This window comes from Saccharopolyspora rhizosphaerae (assembly GCF_003931915.1).
GTDB classification, from domain to species: domain Bacteria; phylum Actinomycetota; class Actinomycetes; order Mycobacteriales; family Pseudonocardiaceae; genus Saccharopolyspora; species Saccharopolyspora rhizosphaerae.
The window spans coordinates 140951-157745 of sequence record NZ_RSAA01000017.1; the positions used below are offsets into that span (position 1 = coordinate 140951).

General features: G+C 71.7%; 19 protein-coding genes. 15 read left to right on the forward strand and 4 right to left on the reverse strand.

Annotated features, from left to right (window positions below; genetic code table 11):
- Positions 1-153: 153 nt before the first annotated feature.
- Entirely contained in the window at positions 154-1842 is a 1689-nt protein-coding gene (locus tag EIL87_RS18785) for a serine/threonine-protein kinase (protein ID WP_125091865.1), read from the forward strand.
- Positions 1843-1958: 116 nt separating this feature from the next.
- Positions 1959-3191: an ornithine--oxo-acid transaminase gene (gene rocD / locus EIL87_RS18790; RefSeq protein ID WP_125091866.1), complete on the forward strand. Its 1233-nt coding sequence runs from the start codon at positions 1959-1961 to the stop codon at positions 3189-3191.
- Positions 3192-3242: 51 nt separating this feature from the next.
- On the opposite strand, the gene zapE is transcribed toward rocD, so the two are convergent.
- On the reverse strand, positions 3243-4274 hold the full coding sequence (gene zapE, locus EIL87_RS18795) for a cell division protein ZapE (RefSeq protein WP_125091867.1): 1032 nt from the start codon (positions 4272-4274) through the stop codon (positions 3243-3245).
- 80 nt (positions 4275-4354) lie between these two features.
- Between zapE and EIL87_RS18800 the strand changes: the two genes are divergently transcribed.
- The 10 genes from EIL87_RS18800 to EIL87_RS18845 all read left to right on the forward strand — a co-directional run bounded on the left by EIL87_RS18800 (position 4355) and on the right by EIL87_RS18845 (position 10273).
- A complete protein-coding gene (locus EIL87_RS18800) occupies positions 4355-5107 on the forward strand; it encodes a pyrimidine reductase family protein (RefSeq protein ID WP_125091868.1) in 753 nt (250 codons plus the stop codon).
- A 137-nt stretch (positions 5108-5244) separates the two neighbouring features.
- Positions 5245-5760, forward strand: coding sequence for an Asp23/Gls24 family envelope stress response protein (locus tag EIL87_RS18805; RefSeq protein WP_125091869.1), 516 nt, complete (start codon positions 5245-5247; stop codon positions 5758-5760).
- A gap of 35 nt (positions 5761-5795) precedes the next feature.
- Positions 5796-6098: a hypothetical protein gene (locus EIL87_RS18810; RefSeq protein ID WP_233576366.1), complete on the forward strand. Its 303-nt coding sequence runs from the start codon at positions 5796-5798 to the stop codon at positions 6096-6098.
- 17 nt (positions 6099-6115) lie between these two features.
- Positions 6116-6367 (forward strand): hypothetical protein, encoded by a 252-nt coding sequence (locus EIL87_RS18815; protein ID WP_125091871.1) that lies wholly within the window; start codon positions 6116-6118, stop codon positions 6365-6367.
- 31 nt (positions 6368-6398) lie between these two features.
- Entirely contained in the window at positions 6399-6581 is a 183-nt protein-coding gene (locus tag EIL87_RS18820) for a hypothetical protein (protein ID WP_125091872.1), read from the forward strand.
- Complete coding sequence (locus EIL87_RS18825; RefSeq protein ID WP_125091873.1) at positions 6578-6943, forward strand: Asp23/Gls24 family envelope stress response protein; 366 nt, start codon at positions 6578-6580, stop codon at positions 6941-6943. The genes EIL87_RS18820 and EIL87_RS18825 overlap by 4 nt, the downstream gene beginning before the upstream one ends.
- A gap of 3 nt (positions 6944-6946) precedes the next feature.
- Entirely contained in the window at positions 6947-7483 is a 537-nt protein-coding gene (locus EIL87_RS18830) for a DUF6286 domain-containing protein (RefSeq protein WP_125091874.1), read from the forward strand.
- The gene (gene amaP, locus EIL87_RS18835; RefSeq protein ID WP_125091875.1) at positions 7480-8082 is read left to right on the forward strand and encodes an alkaline shock response membrane anchor protein AmaP; all 603 of its coding nucleotides are present in this window, start codon (positions 7480-7482) and stop codon (positions 8080-8082) included. Before EIL87_RS18830 ends, amaP begins: the two co-directional genes overlap by 4 nt.
- A 179-nt stretch (positions 8083-8261) precedes the next feature.
- Positions 8262-9365 (forward strand): ATP-dependent DNA ligase, encoded by a 1104-nt coding sequence (locus EIL87_RS18840; RefSeq protein WP_125091876.1) that lies wholly within the window; start codon positions 8262-8264, stop codon positions 9363-9365.
- A gap of 14 nt (positions 9366-9379) precedes the next feature.
- Positions 9380-10273 (forward strand): 2-dehydropantoate 2-reductase, encoded by an 894-nt coding sequence (locus tag EIL87_RS18845; RefSeq protein ID WP_233576367.1) that lies wholly within the window; start codon positions 9380-9382, stop codon positions 10271-10273.
- A gap of 352 nt (positions 10274-10625) precedes the next feature.
- Here EIL87_RS18845 and EIL87_RS18850 read toward each other — a convergent pair whose 3' ends face one another.
- Positions 10626-11498, reverse strand: coding sequence for an EamA family transporter (locus EIL87_RS18850; RefSeq protein ID WP_407690556.1), 873 nt, complete (start codon positions 11496-11498; stop codon positions 10626-10628).
- Between the two features lie 246 nt (positions 11499-11744).
- Between EIL87_RS18850 and EIL87_RS18855 the strand changes: the two genes are divergently transcribed.
- Entirely contained in the window at positions 11745-13301 is a 1557-nt protein-coding gene (locus tag EIL87_RS18855; protein ID WP_125091878.1) for an alpha/beta fold hydrolase, read from the forward strand.
- Positions 13302-13576: 275 nt separating this feature from the next.
- On the opposite strand, the gene EIL87_RS18860 is transcribed toward EIL87_RS18855, so the two are convergent.
- Positions 13577-14350 carry a DUF4389 domain-containing protein gene (locus EIL87_RS18860; RefSeq protein ID WP_125091879.1) on the reverse strand — a complete coding sequence of 258 codons (774 nt, stop codon included), beginning with the start codon at positions 14348-14350 and terminating at the stop codon, positions 13577-13579.
- 132 nt (positions 14351-14482) lie between these two features.
- Here EIL87_RS18860 and EIL87_RS18865 point away from each other — a divergent pair, with 132 nt between their 5' ends.
- Together EIL87_RS18865 and msrB are read left to right on the forward strand one after the other, a co-directional pair.
- Positions 14483-14776 carry a hypothetical protein gene (locus EIL87_RS18865; RefSeq protein WP_125091880.1) on the forward strand — a complete coding sequence of 98 codons (294 nt, stop codon included), beginning with the start codon at positions 14483-14485 and terminating at the stop codon, positions 14774-14776.
- An 845-nt stretch (positions 14777-15621) separates the two neighbouring features.
- A complete protein-coding gene (gene msrB, locus EIL87_RS18870) occupies positions 15622-16038 on the forward strand; it encodes a peptide-methionine (R)-S-oxide reductase MsrB (protein WP_125091881.1) in 417 nt (138 codons plus the stop codon).
- Positions 16039-16096: 58 nt separating this feature from the next.
- Here the strand turns inward: msrB and hemQ are convergent, their stop codons facing one another.
- On the reverse strand, positions 16097-16792 hold the full coding sequence (hemQ, locus tag EIL87_RS18875; RefSeq protein ID WP_125091882.1) for a hydrogen peroxide-dependent heme synthase: 696 nt from the start codon (positions 16790-16792) through the stop codon (positions 16097-16099).
- Between the last annotated feature and the right edge of the window lie 3 nt (positions 16793-16795).

Here is a 16795-nt window from a genome sequence, read left to right on the forward strand (position 1 = left end):
GAAAGATCTGGAACGAAGCCAAGTAACCGATTACCGAAGCGAACGGACCACCCCGACCGGTACGACTTCCGGACACCACAGCAAGGGGTACGTAAGCTCTTCTCCGGGGACAGCCCACATGCGACGTTCGACGATCTAGGGGGCGAACACGCCGTGCAGCCGTTGCTGGCCAGCGATCCGACCACGGTCGGCGACTACCGGCTGCTGGCTCGACTGGGCCGCGGAGCGATGGGTGGGGTCTACCTCGGCCGCTCCCGCGGCGGACGAGTCGTGGCGGTCAAGGTGATCCGGGCCGACCTCGCCGAGGACCCGGAGTTCCGCGAGCGGTTCCGCCGCGAGGCCGACGCCGCGCGAGCCGTCGGCGGGTTCTGGACCGCCGCGGTGGTCAACGCCGACCCAGACGCCGAGCAACCCTGGCTGGCCACCGAGTACGTGCCGGGGCCGACGCTGCACCAGGCGGTCGCCGACCACGGCGCGCTGCCGGAAGCCACCGTGCGCAGCCTGGGCGCAGGGCTCGCCGAAGCGCTGGTGGCCATCCACAACGCCGAGCTGGTCCACCGCGACCTCAAACCGGCCAACGTGCTGCTCGGTCCGGACGGGCCGCGCGTCATCGACTTCGGCATCTCCCGCGCGATGACCGGCCAGTCGCTCACCGCGACCGGCATCTTCCTGGGCACCCCCGGCTTCTTCTCCCCGGAGCAGACCCTCGGCGACGAGGTGGGACCGCCCAGCGACGTGTTCTCGCTCGGCGCGGTGCTGGTCTTCGCCGCGACCGGCTGCGGACCGTTCGGCGAGGAGAGCACCGCGTCGATGCTGTACAAGGTCGCCCACTCCGACCCCGACCTGAGCCAGGTGCCCGACGGGTTGCGTGACCTGCTGGCCGAGTGCCTGGACAAGGACCCGGCGGCCAGGCCGACCCCGTCGCAGATGCTGGACCGGATCGGTGAGACGAGCCCGCAGGGCAGCGGCTGGCTGCCGCAGACGATCACGGCGGTGATCGCCCAGCACGCGACCGAGCTGCAGCGCACCGCCCAGGTCCCCGACACTGCCCCGCCGCAACCGGTGCCCGCGTCCCCGCAGGCGCCGAAGAAGGGCGGCACCCAGGCCTACACGCAGGCACCACCGGTGGCGGCTGCGGCGGCCTCGTCCGCACCCGCACCGGCTCCCGCTCCAACACCGAAGCCGAATCCGGTTTCGGCTTCGGCTTCGGCTTCGGCTCCGCAGCCGATCCGGGACAAGATCGTCCCTTCACCTCCGCACAAGCGTCCGACGCAATCCCAGGAACAACGGCCGGACCGCGTGCGCACGGACGGGCCAGGACCCGAGTTCCGCACGCGCGGGCGCGTGTCCGCGGCGATGTGGACCGTGGTGTTCGCGCTGCTGCTGGCCGGGGCGGGCTACCTCGCGCAGGAGATGGGCTTCCGGCTCTTCCAAGGCACCGTGACGGAAGGCCGCGGTGTGTTCCGGCTCGGGGCGCTGCTGCTGCTGATCGGAGCCGTCTGGTCGTTCTGCCGGGTGGTGGCCCCGAGCCTGCGCCTGAAGGTCAACGCGGACGGGATCGCCGTGCACCGGTTCGGCTTCACCCGCGAGCTCCCGTGGCACCAGGTGTCCCGGGTCGGCGTCGCGGGCAGGGGCAAGTCGACGTCCCTGGTCGTCTGGATGGCCGACGGCACCGTCCCGCGCTCCGCGCTCTGGCACCGGGTCCGCAGCTACCACGGCGGCGCCCGCATCTACCCCGTCGGCGCGACCGGCGGGTGGATCTCGCGCCGCCAGGAGTCCCGTCGCCTGCGCAGCGCGCTGGAGCAGTACGCGCGCGGCCGCTACGACTCGCGAATGCTGTGACGTCGGCGACCGGCGCAACGAACCGCCGGATTCACCCGGATCAACGCAACGAAGTGACGCGGAAAGCAAGGTTCGGCGACTGAAATCCACGGCATCGTCGACATAACCTTGTGCTCATGGCTACCGCCCACACGCACGTCGACACCCGGTACCGCGCCACCGAGTTCCTGGCGCTCGACGACCGCTACAGCGCGCACAACTACCACCCGCTCCCGGTCGTGATCGCCGAAGCCGAAGGCGCCTGGATGACCGATGTGGACGGTCGTCGCTACCTGGACTTCCTGGCCGGCTACTCGGCGCTGAACTTCGGCCACCGGCACCCGGAGCTGGTCGCCGCCGCCACCGAGCAGCTGAACAAGCTGACCCTGACCAGCCGCGCGTTCCACCACGACCAGCTCGGGCCGTTCTGCCAGGAGCTCGCCGAGCTCACCGGCACCGACCGGGTGCTGCCGATGAACTCCGGGGCGGAGGCCGTCGAGTCGGCGATCAAGATCGCCCGCAAGTGGGCCTACCAGGTCAAGGGCGTGCCCGAGAACCAGGCGGAGATCATCGTGGCCGGGTCGAACTTCCACGGCCGCACCACGACCATCGTCTCGTTCTCCACCGATCCGGAGGCCCACGACGAGTTCGGCCCCTACACCCCGGGCTTCACCCTCACCGACTACGGCGACGCCACCTCGGTCGAGGCGGCGATCAGCGAGCGGACCGCGGCGGTGCTCGTCGAGCCCATCCAGGGCGAGGCCGGGGTCGTCGTGCCGCCCGCCGACTACCTGCCGCGGCTGCGACGGGTCTGCGACGAGCACGGCGCGCTGCTGATCTGCGACGAGATCCAGTCGGGTCTCGCCCGCACCGGCGAGCTGCTGGCCAGCGCGCACGACGGCGTCCGCGCGGACCTCTACACCTTGGGCAAGGCGCTGGGCGGCGGCATCCTGCCGGTCTCGGCCGTGGTGGGCCGCGACGACGTCATCGGCGTGCTGCAGCCCGGCCAGCACGGCTCGACCTTCGGCGGCAACCCGCTGGCGGCGGCCGTGGGCCGTGCGGTGATCCGGCTGCTGCGCACCGGCGAGTTCCAGGAGCGCTCCCGCGAGCTGGGGGCTCACCTGCACCGACGGCTCGGCGAGCTGATCGGCCACGGCGTCGCCGAAGTGCGCGGACGCGGCCTGTGGGCGGGTGTCGAGATCGCCCCGGGCGGGCCGACCGGTCGCGCGGCCAGCGAAGCGCTGATGGCCCAGGGCGTCCTCTGCAAGGAGACCCAGGCCAGCACGCTGCGCATCGCCCCACCGCTGGTGGTCAGCCGCGAGGACCTCGACACCGGCATCGACGCCATCGCCGGCGTCCTCGCCCGGTGACGTGAGGGGGAGGTTCCGCCGGAGCCTCCCCCACCGAAGCCGAGCTGAGCCTCAGGACTTGGTGAGGTCGCGGGAGAGCGCGGTGAGGCGGCTGATCGCGCGCAGGTACTTCTTGCGGTAGCCGCCCTGCAGCATCTCCTCGGTGAACAGGCCGGACAGCGGTGCCCCCGAGACCCGGACCGGGATCGCCCGGTCGTAGAGGCGGTCGGCCAGCGCCACCAGGCGCAGGGCCACGTCCTGGTCCGGGGCCGCGTGCACGCCGGAGAGGTGCACCGCGCTGACCCCGTCGACCAGGCGGCCGTACTTCGAGGCGTGCAACCGGGCGAGGAACCCGCAGAGCTCGTCGAAGTCGTCCAGCGTCGAGCCGTCGGTGGCCTCGGCGAGCCGGGCGAGCTCCTCCTCGGCCATCGGCGGCGGCGCCTCGGGAAGCCCCCGGTGCCGGTAGTCCGGGCCGTCGACCCGCACCACGCTGAACCGGGCGGACATCGCGTGGATCTCGCGCAGGAAGTCCGCCGCTGCGAACCGGCCCTCGCCCAGCTTGTCCGGCAGCGTGTTGGACGTGGCGGCCACGTGCACGCCCGCGTCGGTGAGCTTGGCGATCAGCTGGGTGACCAGCATCGTGTCACCCGGGTCGTCCAGCTCGAACTCGTCGATGGCCAGCAACCGGTGCTGCGAGAGCCGCTGCACGGTCTCGGCGAAGCCGAGCGCGCCCACCAGGTTGGTGATCTCGACGAAGGTGCCGTAGGACTTGGTGCCCTCGGTCGCGTGCCACAGCGAGGCCAGCAGGTGGGTCTTGCCGACGCCGAACCCGCCGTCGAGGTAGAGCCCGCGCTTGTCCCCGAGGTCCTTCTTCTTGCCGCCGAACATCCCGCGCAGCCAGCCGCCACCACCGCTCGTGGAGGCGTTGATGCGCTCGGCGAACGCCGAGCAGTCCCGCACCGCCTCGGCCTGGCTGGGCTCCTCGGGGTTGGGGATGTAGGTGTCGAAGCGCGCCTCCTCGAAGCGGGGCGGCGGCGTCATCGCCTGGACCAGCTCGTCCGGGGTGATCTCGGGACGGCGGTCGACCAGACGGGCGAAATTCATGCGCCCGACTCTATAACCGGACATCGCCTCACCACGCCCTACCGCCACGTGCTCCTGCTCACCCGTGGTGGGATGAGCACGTGGTCGATGAACTCTGGCCGGTGGACGGCGCGCGAGACGTGGGCGACGAACTCGAAGCCCACTACGCCTTCCCCGAGGAGCTGCAACGCCCGTGGGTGCGGGTCAACTTCGTGTCCAGCCTGGACGGCGCGGTCACCTCCGGAGGCAGTTCCCGGGCGCTGTCGCACCCGGTGGACCAGAAGGTGCTGGGGCTGATCCGCGACCTCTCCGACGTGGTGCTGGTCGGACTGGGCACCGCGGTGGCCGAGGGCTACCGCGGCGTCAAGCGCACCGAGGTGCGCGCCGAACGGCGCCGCCGCCTGGGTTTGTCCGAGGTGCCGCCGATCGCGCTGGTGTCCGCGCGAGCCTCGCTGCCGCTGGACTCGCCGCTGCTGACCGACACGCTCGTCCCGCCGATCCTCATCACCTGCGCCTCGGCTCCCGCCGAGCGCCGGGCCGCGCTCGCCGACGCGGGTGCGGACGTCGTCGTGGCGGGCACCGATCGGGTGGACCTGGCCGCCGCGCTCGACGCGCTGGACGACCGCGGGCTGCGCCGGATCGGCTGCGAGGGCGGCCCTCGGCTGTTCGGCAGCCTGGTCGACGCGGACCTCGTCGACGAGCTCTGCCTGACCCTCTCACCCGTCCTGGCCAGCGGTGGTGCCGGCCGCATCGCCACCGGCGCCGGTGCGGAACAGCTCCGCCGGATGCGGCTCGACTCGGTGTTGCACGCGGATTCGATGCTGTTCTTGCGCTACGGAAGAATGCACGGGTGACAGGTGGGGCGGAGGTGACGCCCCACCGCGCACCGAATGGTGCCGCAACCGCACCTGGGACACCCTCGAACCAGGTGCGGCCGTGCACGCGCGCCACACCCACCGATCCGGCGTCACCGGGAAGGAGCTGCATTTCCATGGCCCAGAACAGCGGCACGTCGTCCGGTCAGGGCACCCAGTCGGAGGCTCCGAGCGCGGAGGGCCGCATCCCGGAGACGCGCGGGAGCGGTTCCCCAGCACGCACGCCCGACGAGACGTCACAGGGCAAGACGACCATCGCCGCCTCGGTCGTGCAGAAGATCGCCGGCATCGCCGCGCGCGAGGTGTCCGGGGTCCACGCGATGGGCGGTGGCGTGTCCCGCGCTTTCGGCGCCCTGCGGGACCGGATCCCGGGCGGCACCGGCACGTCCTCCACGTCAGGCGTGCAGGTCGAGGTCGGTGAGAAGCAGGCGGCGATCGACCTGGACGTCGTCGTCGAGTACGGCGCGTCCATCGTGGACCTCTCGCGGGCCGTGCGGCGCAACGTGATCAACGCGGTGGAGCGGATGACCGGGCTCGACGTCATCGAGGTCAACATCGTGGTCAACGACATCCACCTGCCCAGCGACGACGAGGAGGAGACGACGCAGCCCGCGCCCTCGCGCGTGGAATGACGTCGTCCGCACCACGATCCGCCGAGGAGACCCCGTTGCCGGAGCAGCCGTCCGCCGAGGAGCTCGCCGACCAGGTGCTGGCGCACCCGTCGGTGGCGCGGCTGCACGGCGGCGCGTTCGGCGAGATCGCCTCCTACTACCCCGGCCGCCGCCTCACCGGCGTGCGGCTGCGCGAGGACGGGACGGTGGAGGTCGGCGTGGTGCTGCGGCTCGACCGGCCGCTGCCGGAGACCGTCGCGGACCTGCGCGACGCGCTGGCCCAGCGGTGGGGCGGAACCCCCGTGGACGTCCACGTCTGCGACGTGGAGACCGCCGAAGATCCGTCGACGACCGGATGACGGGCGGGAGGCGCAGAATGGCGGACGTGCAGCAGGACCCGGCGACGCGCGCCGAGATCCGCGCGTTCGTCCGGGCGAACCACCCGGACGTGGGAGGAGACCCGGAGGCCTTCGCCGCCGGGCTCGCCCGGTTGCGCGCGCGGTCTGGAGACGGTTCCCGCTTCGACGCGCCGGTCGTGGTCGAGGTCAGGCCGCGGGGAGTGCGCGGCGTGCTGCACCGCGTCCGGTGCCGGTGGCGGCGCCGCCACGCGCCACCCCGCGTTCGATGACCCGCTCACCACTCTTGCAGGAGGCTCGGAGATGAATGCGACGCAGACCGGACTGATCTCCGGACTGATCCTCGGCACCGCCGCGGCGATCGGAGGTTTCAGCGGGTTCCTGATCGCGCTGCTGATCGGCGTGGTGGGCCTGGTGGTCGGCCGGATCCTCGACGGTGAGCTGGAGATCGGCGACCTGCTCGGCCGTGCCAAGGACCGCCGATGACCGCAGTCGCGACCAAGCCCGAGGACCCCGTCTTCAGCGTGGAGGCCGAGCAGCGCGGGAGCCTGGAGGTCCAGCCCGCGGTGCTGCGCAAGATCGCTGCGCACGCCGCCGACGTCGACCCGGGCAGCGCGCGCAGCGGCCGCAAGCACGCCGCCTCCGCCGAGGTCAGCGGTCCGGACGACGCACTGCGGGTCCGGCTCACCGTCGCGGTGCGCTACCCGGACCCGGTGCGCGACACCGTCGCCTCCATGCGCGAGCGCGTGAGCGCGGAGCTGCAGCGCATCGCGGGGTGCCGGGTGCGCAGCATCGACGTGACCGTGTCCGCCTTGGTCCCGCCGGCCGAGCCGCCGAGGGTGGAGTGAGCCATGCGCCTGTTCGCACGACTGATCACCGCCCTGGCCGGCCTCGTGGTGGCCGCCGCCGGAACCTTGCTGGCCGTCGAAGCGGCCTGGGCGCTGGTCCGGCCGAGATCGCCGGGCCTGATCTTCGGCCCGGCCGCGCTCCGCGATGCGCTCAGCGGGTTCACGTGGACCTCCCCCACGGTCCGGGCCGTCGCCATCGCACTGGTCGTGCTCGGCGCGGTGCTCCTGGTCGTCGCGATCACCGCAGGTCACCGGGATCTGCGGCTGCACGACCCGGCACCGGAGGTCACCGTGACCACCGACCGCCGTTCCCTGGCTCGGCTGGTCGGCCACCAGGTCCGCGACCAGGACGGGGTCGCGGGCGCGACCGTCACCGCGGGCGCCAAGCGGGTGCGAGTGAAGGCGGCGGCCCGCTTCCGGGAGAGCGGTGATCTGCGCCAGCGGCTGACCTCCACCGCGGAGCGCGCCGTCGGTGACCTGCCGCTGCCGAGGGCGCCGAAGGTGCTGGTGTCGGTCGAGCCGCCGGAGGAGCGCCGATGACCGAGATCAAGCCGAGCAGCACGCCGATCGGCCGCGCCGCGGGGTTCGAGCGCGGCGTCGTGGTCCTGCTGGGCGCGCTGTCGCTGTTGGTGGGAGCCGCGGTGCTGGTGGTCGGCTCCGGCGTGCTGGGCGTGTTCCGGGCGCGACGCCCGGTGGCCGATCCGCTGCTCGTGCAGTGGTTGCGGGACAACGCGCAGCTCGCCGCGGGCGTCGGCCTGGTCCTCGGTGCGCTGCTGTTCGTGCTGGGCCTGTGGTGGCTGGTGCGCGCGCTGCGCCCCGAGGAGCGCCCGGACGTGCGCTTGGAGCACTCCGACACCGGCGATCTGCACGTCACCTCGGCTGCGCTGGCCAACGCCGTGCGCACCGACGCCGAGCAGGTCTCGGGCGTCCAGCGGGCCCGGGTGCGGATGGCGGGCAGCGAGCGGTCCCCGTCGCTGCGCCTGACCCTGTCGCTGAAGGAGGGGACCAACGTCCGGCACGTGTGGGAAGAGCTGGACGAGAAGGTCCTCTCCCGCGCTCGCCGCGCACTGGGGCGGGAGACCTTGCCGACGGCGATCCGCCTCCGGCTGGACCGCGCCCCGAAGCAACGCGTCCGCTGACGGTCTCCGCAGGCCGCGGCCCAGGTGTGGAACCGAAAGGCGCCGCGTGCGGCTGCGTCGCCTGAGCGGGTGGTGGCGGGCATGTCGCGCGGGATGTCCGCCACCACCCGCGAGGATGACGTCCTGCCACCCGCACCACCCCGCAGGACAATGCCCGCACCAGGACTGAGGAGGCCGTCGTGCTGCCGCTGCAACCGCCGGTGAAACCGATGCTGGCCAGCCCGATCGACGGTGTTCCGCACCGGGACGGCTTGCTGTTCGAGCCCAAGTGGGACGGCTTCCGCTGCCTGGCGTTCGTCGATCCCGGCGAGCCCGCCGTGCTGCAGTCCCGGACCGGACGCGGCCTGGAGCGCTACTTCCCTGAAGTGCGGACGACCTTCGCCCAGCAGCTCGACCGGCCGGCGGTGCTCGACGGGGAGCTCGTGGTGATCCGCCACGACGAGGACGGCGACCGGCTCGACTGGAACCAGCTCAGCGAACGCATCCACCCCGCCGCCAGCCGGGTCAACACGCTGGCCGAGCGGACCCCGGCCACGTTCATCGCTTTCGACCTGCTCGCGCTCGACGACCGCGACCTCACCGACGCGCCGCTGTCGGAGCGCCGCGAGCTGCTGACCGGGCTGGGCCTGGACACGTCGGGGCTGCGCACCACGCCGGCCACCGAGGACCCGGAGCTGGCCGAGGAGTGGTTCCGGTTGTTCGAGGGCGCCGGGCTGGACGGGATCATCGCCAAGCCGCTCGACGGCAAGTACGTCCCGAACAAGCGGACCATGTTCAAGGTGAAGCACTCGCGCACCGCCGACTGCGTGGTCGCGGGGCTGCGCTGGCACGCCAACACCGAACCCGGCACCGCCGTCGGGTCGTTGCAGTTGGGCCTGCACGACGAGCACGGGGTGCTGCACCACGTCGGAGTCGTCGGCGCGTTCCCCGCAGCCAAGCGGCGCGAGCTGGCCGACGAGCTCGCCGAGCTCATCACCGACGGCGACCACCCGTGGATCGGCGAGCAGGAGACCGAACGGCGACTGCCGGGCTCGGTGAACCGCTGGAACACCAACGAGCAGCCGATCGTGCCGCTGCGGCCGGAGCGGGTCGTGGAGGTCTCCTACGACCACACCGAAGGCGGGCACCCGGCCCGCTTCCGGCACACCACCCAGTTCGTGCGCTGGCGTCCCGACCGGGACCCGGAGTCCTGCGACTACGCCCAGCTGGAGGAACCGGTGCGCTACGACCTCGATTCCGTGCTCGTCGGCGCTGTGCACCGGAAGGATCGTTCGAACGGGTAATCTCCGCGTCCGTGGTGGCACAACGGATTGCGGTGATCGGTTCGGGTGGCATCGGCGGTGTGATCGCCGAGGCGGCGCACGCCGCCGGCCACGAGGTGACGATGTGCGTGCGCACCCCGTTCGAGCGGCTGGTGCTGGACACGCCCGAGGGGACGTCGGAGGTCCCGGTGTCGGTGGTGACCGAGCCCGGCGCCGTCGGCGGGTTCGACTGGGTCGTGCTGACCACGAAGGTCCACGACGTGCCGAGCACGGCACCGTGGCTGCACAAGCTCGACGACGGCACGCCGCTCGTGGTCGTCCAGAACGGCGTGGAGCACCGGGGGTCGGTGGCCGAGCTGTGGTCCGAGGGCCCGGTGCTCCCGGCGCTGATCTACGTCGGTGCCGAACGCACCAGCCCGGGCCAGGTCGTGCGCCGCTCCCCCACCACCATGCAGGTCGAGGGCGGGGAGCTCGGTTCCCGCTTCGTGTCGCTGCTGGAGGGATCCGGGGTCAGGCTGCGCGCGACCGACGACTTCCACACCGCGGCTTGGCGCAAGATGCTCACCAACGTGGCACCGAACCCGATCACGGCGCTGACCCTGCGCCGCCTGGACGTGCTCGCCCAGCCCGACGTCCAGGAGTTGTGCGCGGGCGTGCTCGCCGAGACGATCGCCGTCGCGCAGGCCGAGGGCTCGGCGCTCACCCAGGAGGACGCGGACAAGGTCCTCGCCGACTACACGGCGCTGATGCCGCCGACCAACGGCACGTCGATGCTCTACGACCGGATCGCCGGACTCCCGCTGGAGCACGAGCACATCACCGGTGTCCTGGTCCGCGCGGCGGACCGCCACGGCATCCCGGTCCCGCTCAACCGCACGCTGCTCACCCTCCTCAGAGCGGTCCAGCCCCACCCCATCCCCGGCGCCTAGCACGCGAACCCGAGAAGCTCCTCGCCATCGGAACCCGGCGAAGCCGCTGTCCTGGCCCCCGACGCCGAGCAGGCCCGTTCGAACTTCGCGCGAAGTTCGACCCTGAAATCCCCCTTCAAGACGGCGGAAGTTCCCGTCGAATGTCGCGCGCATTCGAGGGGGGACCCAGCCAGGACTGCCGCCGATTTCCAGCGGGTTCATGCCCTGCATGACGGGACGCCGTGCGCGGCACGTCCCCAGACACGCGCACGCAGCTGCTGGCAGCAGGGCACGGAGTCCACGGGTACCGCTGAGAGCGGCGACCTCCCGGGCTTCCTGCTGCTGGCACCGGCTGAGCAGTCCCGGAGGGCTCCTAGTTGGCAGGTGGGTCGCTGGTTTCCGGGGTCGTGCGGGTGGTGGCGACCGAACCGACGGAGGCGATGACGACGCAGCAGATGGCCAGCCACTGCCAGCCGGTGAGGAGCTCACCGAGGACGACCAGGCCCGCGAGGGCGGCGACGGCGGGCTCGGTGCTCATCAGGATGCCGAAGACGCGCGCCGGCATCCTGCGCAGCGCCTCGAGCTCGAGGGTGTAGGGCACCACCGAGGACATCAGCGCCACCACCAGGCCGATGGCCAGCACCGTCGGGCTCAGCAGCGCCGGACCGGAGTCGACCGCGCCGATCGGGATCGCCACCAGCGCACCGAAGGCCATCGCCAGCGCCAGTCCCGAGGTCCCGGTGGTACGGCTGCCGACCTTGGCGCCCAGGATGATGTACCCGGCCCAGCACGCGCCCGCGGCCAGCGCGTACGCGACCCCGATCCAGTCGAGGCCGCCTTCGACGCGGGACAGCAGGAACACCCCGGTCCCGGCGAGCACGGCCCACACGACGTCGAGCTTGCGGTGCGAGCCGAACAGCGCCACCGTGAGCGGTCCGAGGAACTCGATGGTCACCGCCGCTCCCAGCGGAATCCGCTCGAAGGACTGGTAGATGCACATGTTCATGCCCGCCAGCACCAGGCCGTAACCGGCGATCACCCGGAGCGTGGACCAATCCCACCGCAGCGCCGGGCGGAACAGGACCAGCAGGACCACGGCGGCGAAGACCAGCCGCAAGGTCACCACCCCGGACGCCCCGGCTGTGCTGAACAACTGCTTGGCGAACGCCGCGCCCACCTGCACGCTGATCACGCCGACCAGCACCAACATCGGCGGCGGCACCGCCCCCAGCGCAGCGGACGACAACCGACTCGCGCTGAACCGACGTTCTTCCCCCGGCCCCCAGGCGACCTGCACGACGCTCCCTCGCACCCGAACGACAACCACCGGCACGCTATCCCAGCGAACGAGCCGGTGGTCCAGCAGCCGTCGCGCGAAGCGGTCCCGGATCGGGCCGACACGACCGAGGGTGACCGTGGCGTCCCCTCACGGAGTCCTCACCTCGATCATGGGAAGCTGAGGAGCACGTTCGCCGGTCGACTAGGAGTTCTCGTGCGTCGCACCATCCACCGGGCCGGAGCTGCGCTGCTGCCGTTGCTGCTGGTGGTCGCCGGATGTTCGGTCGGTCCGTCGCAGCGTCCCGCGGTCGCCTACCACGACAGCGAGCAGCAGGTCGCGCCTGCACCGCAAGCTCCGAAGCCGCAGCCGGTGCCGCCGCTGGGCTCCGCACCGACGGACTCGCTGAACTGGCAGGACTGCACCGAGCAGACGCGCGCCGAGCTGGGGGCGCTGCCGCCCGGGATGACGTTCTCCTGCTCGCGCCTGCTGTCCACGCTCGACGCGCCGGAGGCCCCGGAGCAGGGCACCGCCCGCAACTCGCTGATCCGCACCGGGTCCGGCCGGGTGCCGCTGGTCGTGGTCGGTGACATCGGCGGTGAGCCCGGCACGACCTTCGCCGCACGGCTGGCGACCCAGCTGCCGCCGGAGATCCGCGGCACCTTCGACATCGTCGGCATGGACCGTCGCGGCACCGGCGAGTCGGAACCGGCCGACTGCGTGCCACCGCAGCAGCGCGAGCAGATCGTGGGCTTCGACCCGCGCGCCACCCAGCGGGAGGAGCTCGACGAGCTGCTGGAGGCGGTGCTGGCGGGCAGCCAGGAGTGCCTGCTCAAGCTGGACGAGCGGCTGCAGGCCTACGACACCTGGCGCACCGCCTCGGACCTGGAAGAACTCCGCCTGGAACTGGGAGTGCCGAGGCTGCACGCGATCGGTCGCGGCGAGGCCGGGCGACTGCTGACGACCTACGCCGAGCGCTACCCCGGCGCGGTGGGCCGGTTCGTGATCGACGGCGCGCCGGACCCGACGCGCGATTCGATGGGGCAGTCCGAACAGCAGGCGCAGGCTGCCGAGCAGGTCTTCGACGTCTTCGCCGCCGATTGCCTCCGGCGGGCCTGCCCGCTCGGCCCGAACCCCCGCCAGGCCGTGAGCGACCTGGTGGAACGCACTCGCACGGCTCCGCTTCCGGCCCAGGGCACGACGGTGCCCGCCGGTCGGGTGACGCAAGCGGTGCTGCAGGGCCTGTCCGACCGCAACAGCTGGCCGGCGCTGGCGGAGGCGCTCGCCGCGGGCTCCCGGGGTGACGGTGCCCGCCTCGCCGCGCTCACCGCGCCGCAGGTCGCACCGCAGGGCGTGAACCCGCCGTGGCTCGACGGCGACCTCATCACCAGCTGCAACGACACGACGTTGCGCGTTCCGCCGCAGCGCAGCAGCGAACTCGCGCAGGACTGGGTGCACCGCTTCCCGCTGTTCGGCGGGGTCGCCGTGCAGCGCGTGGTGTGGTGCGGTTCCTGGCCGGTGCCGCAACAACCGCTGCCGACACCGCGCCGTGCGGACCTACCGCCGATCCCGGTGATCACCACGGCTCACGACCCGAAGGCGCTGGCCCTGGGCACCGATCACCTGGCCGACGAGCTGCCGACGGGGGTGCCGATGCGCTGGCAGGGCGCCGGGCACGGAGCGATCGCGCGCTCGACGTGCATCACCGACGCCGTCAGCCGGTTCCTGGTCCGAGGGGTGCCACCGACGGAAGGCATGGCCTGCCCGGAGTGATCCCGCAACACCCCGGGCAAGCCACCGCCGCTTCAGCCGCAGCTGGAGCAGCAGCCACAAGAGGGACCGCTGCAGCTCGAGCAGCAGCTGCAACCGCCCTGGTGCGGTGCTTCGGTGCGGACCACCATCTCCGACCTCCGATCGGTGTGGGTACCGGTACCTCTTGATGTTCCTCGTCGCTCCAGCGGGTGGAACACCGCTGCTAGAGCGAACCGTCATCACCCGCAGGGGCCCGGTTCCGCTGCGATCGGTGATCGGCGCCGGTCGCAGGTCGATCAACCGGCGTAGTCGAACTGGTGCTGGTAGGGGTAGGGCTGCTGCATCGACGACGCAGCGGTGTTGCCGATGACCGCCAGCGCGCCGAGCACGATGAACACGATCAGCACGACCCGGCCGCCTTGGGACATCACCAGCGGACTGGTGCCGGCCGCCACCTTCGCCGGTTCACCACCCTCGCGGGTGTCGCCGAAGAGGCCCTTCGGATAGGCGCCGGTCAGCATGTAGAAGTAGGCGTTGGTGCGCATCGAATAGCGCAGCGAGGCCGCCGAGGCGTCGAAGATCGGGCGCGGGTTGCGCCCCAGGACCAGGATGATCAACCACAGGAAGAATGCCAGGACGGCGAAGCCGTAGGAGACCACGGTGGTCACGATCGCCGCGGGGATCACCAGGACGAGCCGGAACAGCACGGCCCAGCGGTTGAGCGCACCCGGACGGATGTCGACGTCGACGGGGAACTGCGGATCGCCGACCACGAACGGCGGGTAGCGGTCGACCAGCAACCACGCGGACGCTCCCACCCGGGTGTGGTACGCGACGTAGAGCACCAGGAACGCGGAGATCCACTCGGGCAGCCGGCCCTGCACGAGCGCGGCGAACCACCCGATGATCGCCACCACGGCTGCCGCGATGCCCAGCGCCCACAGCACGATGAAGTGCGGGACGAGCAGCAGGAGCCGCAGCAGCACGGTCCAGCGGCGGTGCCGCTCCGGCGGGGAGATCTGCAGCTCCGGCAGGAACCGACCGCCCTCGACTCCGGCTGACTCGCTCATCGCCGCCCTCCTGAGGTCCTGGGTGATCTTCCGAGCCTATTCCACGAGGAGCCGCAACCAGGTTTTTTCGCGCGACTCCATCCGGTGAACGCGCTGATTCCGCTCACCACCGCGACGGGATACGGTGGGCCGATGCAGCGCCGTGAACCGGACGAGCCGGCTCGCTTCGGCGACCTTGAGGACCTGGACCACGAGGACCCCGAGGTCAGGGCGTTCGCCGAGCACCGCGCGCGGATGGACCGCCCGCACTCCGAGGCGACCGTCGAAGGCATGCTGCGCGGGGTGGACGAGTTCGCCCAGAGCGCCAACCGCACCGGCGGCCACCGCAGGCTGGTGGCGGTGTCGGTCGTGGTGCTGATCCTCTTCGGCGTGCTGTTCACGGTCTGGAACGCAGTGCTCTACATGCTCAGCACCTTCTTCGGCTAGAGGCGTGGCCGCTTCGCGTTGCGGTGCCGGTAGCACCACCTGAGGGCTCTTGAGCACTCCTGGAGCACTTCGCACGAGGTCACGGCGCACTCACCAAGAATCCGCCCAGAACCTGCGGCGGTGCGACTCGAGTCCCACACCGGCACACCTGCAGCGAGCGCCTACGCCACCTCGGAAGTCCCCCGAACTCGAGCACCAGCCCCCACCGGTGGGACGGGAGGCGCCTTCGCACCTCGAACTTCGCGCGAACTTCGCCCCCGACGCGGCAGGGTCGAACTTCGCGCGAAGTTCGACAACCAACCCCGTGACCAGGGAAGATGCACCCGGCTTTCCCAGACGGTTGCGCGTGTTGGTGGGGTGGTGCGCGCATGTCGAGAGGGCAGGCGCAGCCCGTGTGTCGCGGGGGCGGGCGCTCCGGGTGCCGGGAGGCAGCCGCGGCCCGGATCTCGGGAGGCAAGCCGCGGCCCGGGTGTCGGGAGGCAGCCGCGGCCCGGATCTCGGGAGGCAAGCCGCGGCCCGGGTGTCGGGAGGCAAGCGTGGCCCGGGTGTCGGGAGGCAAGGCGCAGACGGTGTGGCAGTAGGGCGGGCACAGCCCGTGTCGCAGGAGGGCAGGCACCGGGGACTAGGCGCAGCCCGTGCCAGGAGGCCGGGCGCGGCCCGTGTGGCGCGTAGCAAGGCACAGCCCGCGGGACGGGGCGGGCAGGCACAGCCCGCGTGACCGGGGACCAGGCGCAGCCCCCGTGCCAGGAGGCGCGGGGCAGCCCGTGGGACGGGAGGGCGAGCGGGGGCCGTGTGACGGGGCGGCCGGTTTAGCGATTGATCTTCATCCGGATTAGCGTGGAAGCATGGATCCGGTTGCAGGCACTCCCAAGGTCACCAAGAGCGAGCAGGAGTGGCAGGAGCAGCTCACCCCGAACGAGTACGCGGTGCTGCGCCAGGCGGCCACCGAACCGGCGTGGTCGGGCGAGTACGTCGACACCAAGACCACCGGCGTCTACGAGTGCCGGGCCTGCGGAGCCGAGCTGTTCCGCAGCGAGACCAAGTTCGAGTCGCACTGCGGGTGGCCGTCGTTCTACGACCCGAGCGACTCCGACGCCGTGATCCTGCGCGAGGACCGCGGCATGGGCATGGTCCGCACCGAGGTCCTGTGCGCCTCCTGCCACAGCCACCTCGGCCACGTGTTCGAGGGCGAGGGCTTCCCCACCCCCACCGACCAGCGCTACTGCATCAACTCCATCGCAGTGCGCCTCGTCGAGAGCTGATCCAAGGCAGAACGGCCCGGCACTCGCCACGAGTGCCGGGCCGTCGTGCTCCCACGGCTCAGGGGAGCCGGGCGACCAAGTCGCCGACGTCGACGCGGTGGCCGGTGTAGAACGGGACCTCCTCGCGCACGTGGAGGCGGGCCTCCGTGCCGCGCAGGTGGCGCATCAGGTCGACGATGCGGTGCAGCTCGTCGGCCTCGAAGGCCAGCATCCACTCGTAGTCGCCCAGCGCGAAGGACGCGACGGTGTTGGCGCGCACGTCCGGGTAGTCGCGGGCTTCCTTGCCGTGGTCGGCGAGCATCTTGCGGCGCTCGTCGTCAGGCAGCAGGTACCACTCGTAGGACCGCACGAAGGGGTACACGCAGAGGTACTTCTTCGGGTCCTCGCCAGCCATGAACGCCGGGATGTGGCTCTTGTTGAACTCCGCCGGGCGGTGCAGCGCCACGTTGCTCCAGACCGGCGCGGAGGCCTGGCCGAGCGGGGTCTCGCGGCGGAAGCCGGTGTAGGCGGCCTGGACGGCTTCGACGTCCTCCGCGTGCCACCAGATCATGAAGTCCGCGTCGGCGCGCAGACCGGAGACGTCGTAGACACCGCGGACCACGACACCGGACTCGGCCAGCGAGTCCAGGTACTCCTGGGTCACCTGCGCGGCCTTGGTCCGGTCCTCGGGCAGGGTTCCCTGCTCGACCCGGAAGACCGACCACATGGTGTAGCGGATGGTGTCGTTCAACTCGTCGTAGTTCAGCCGCGCCATGCC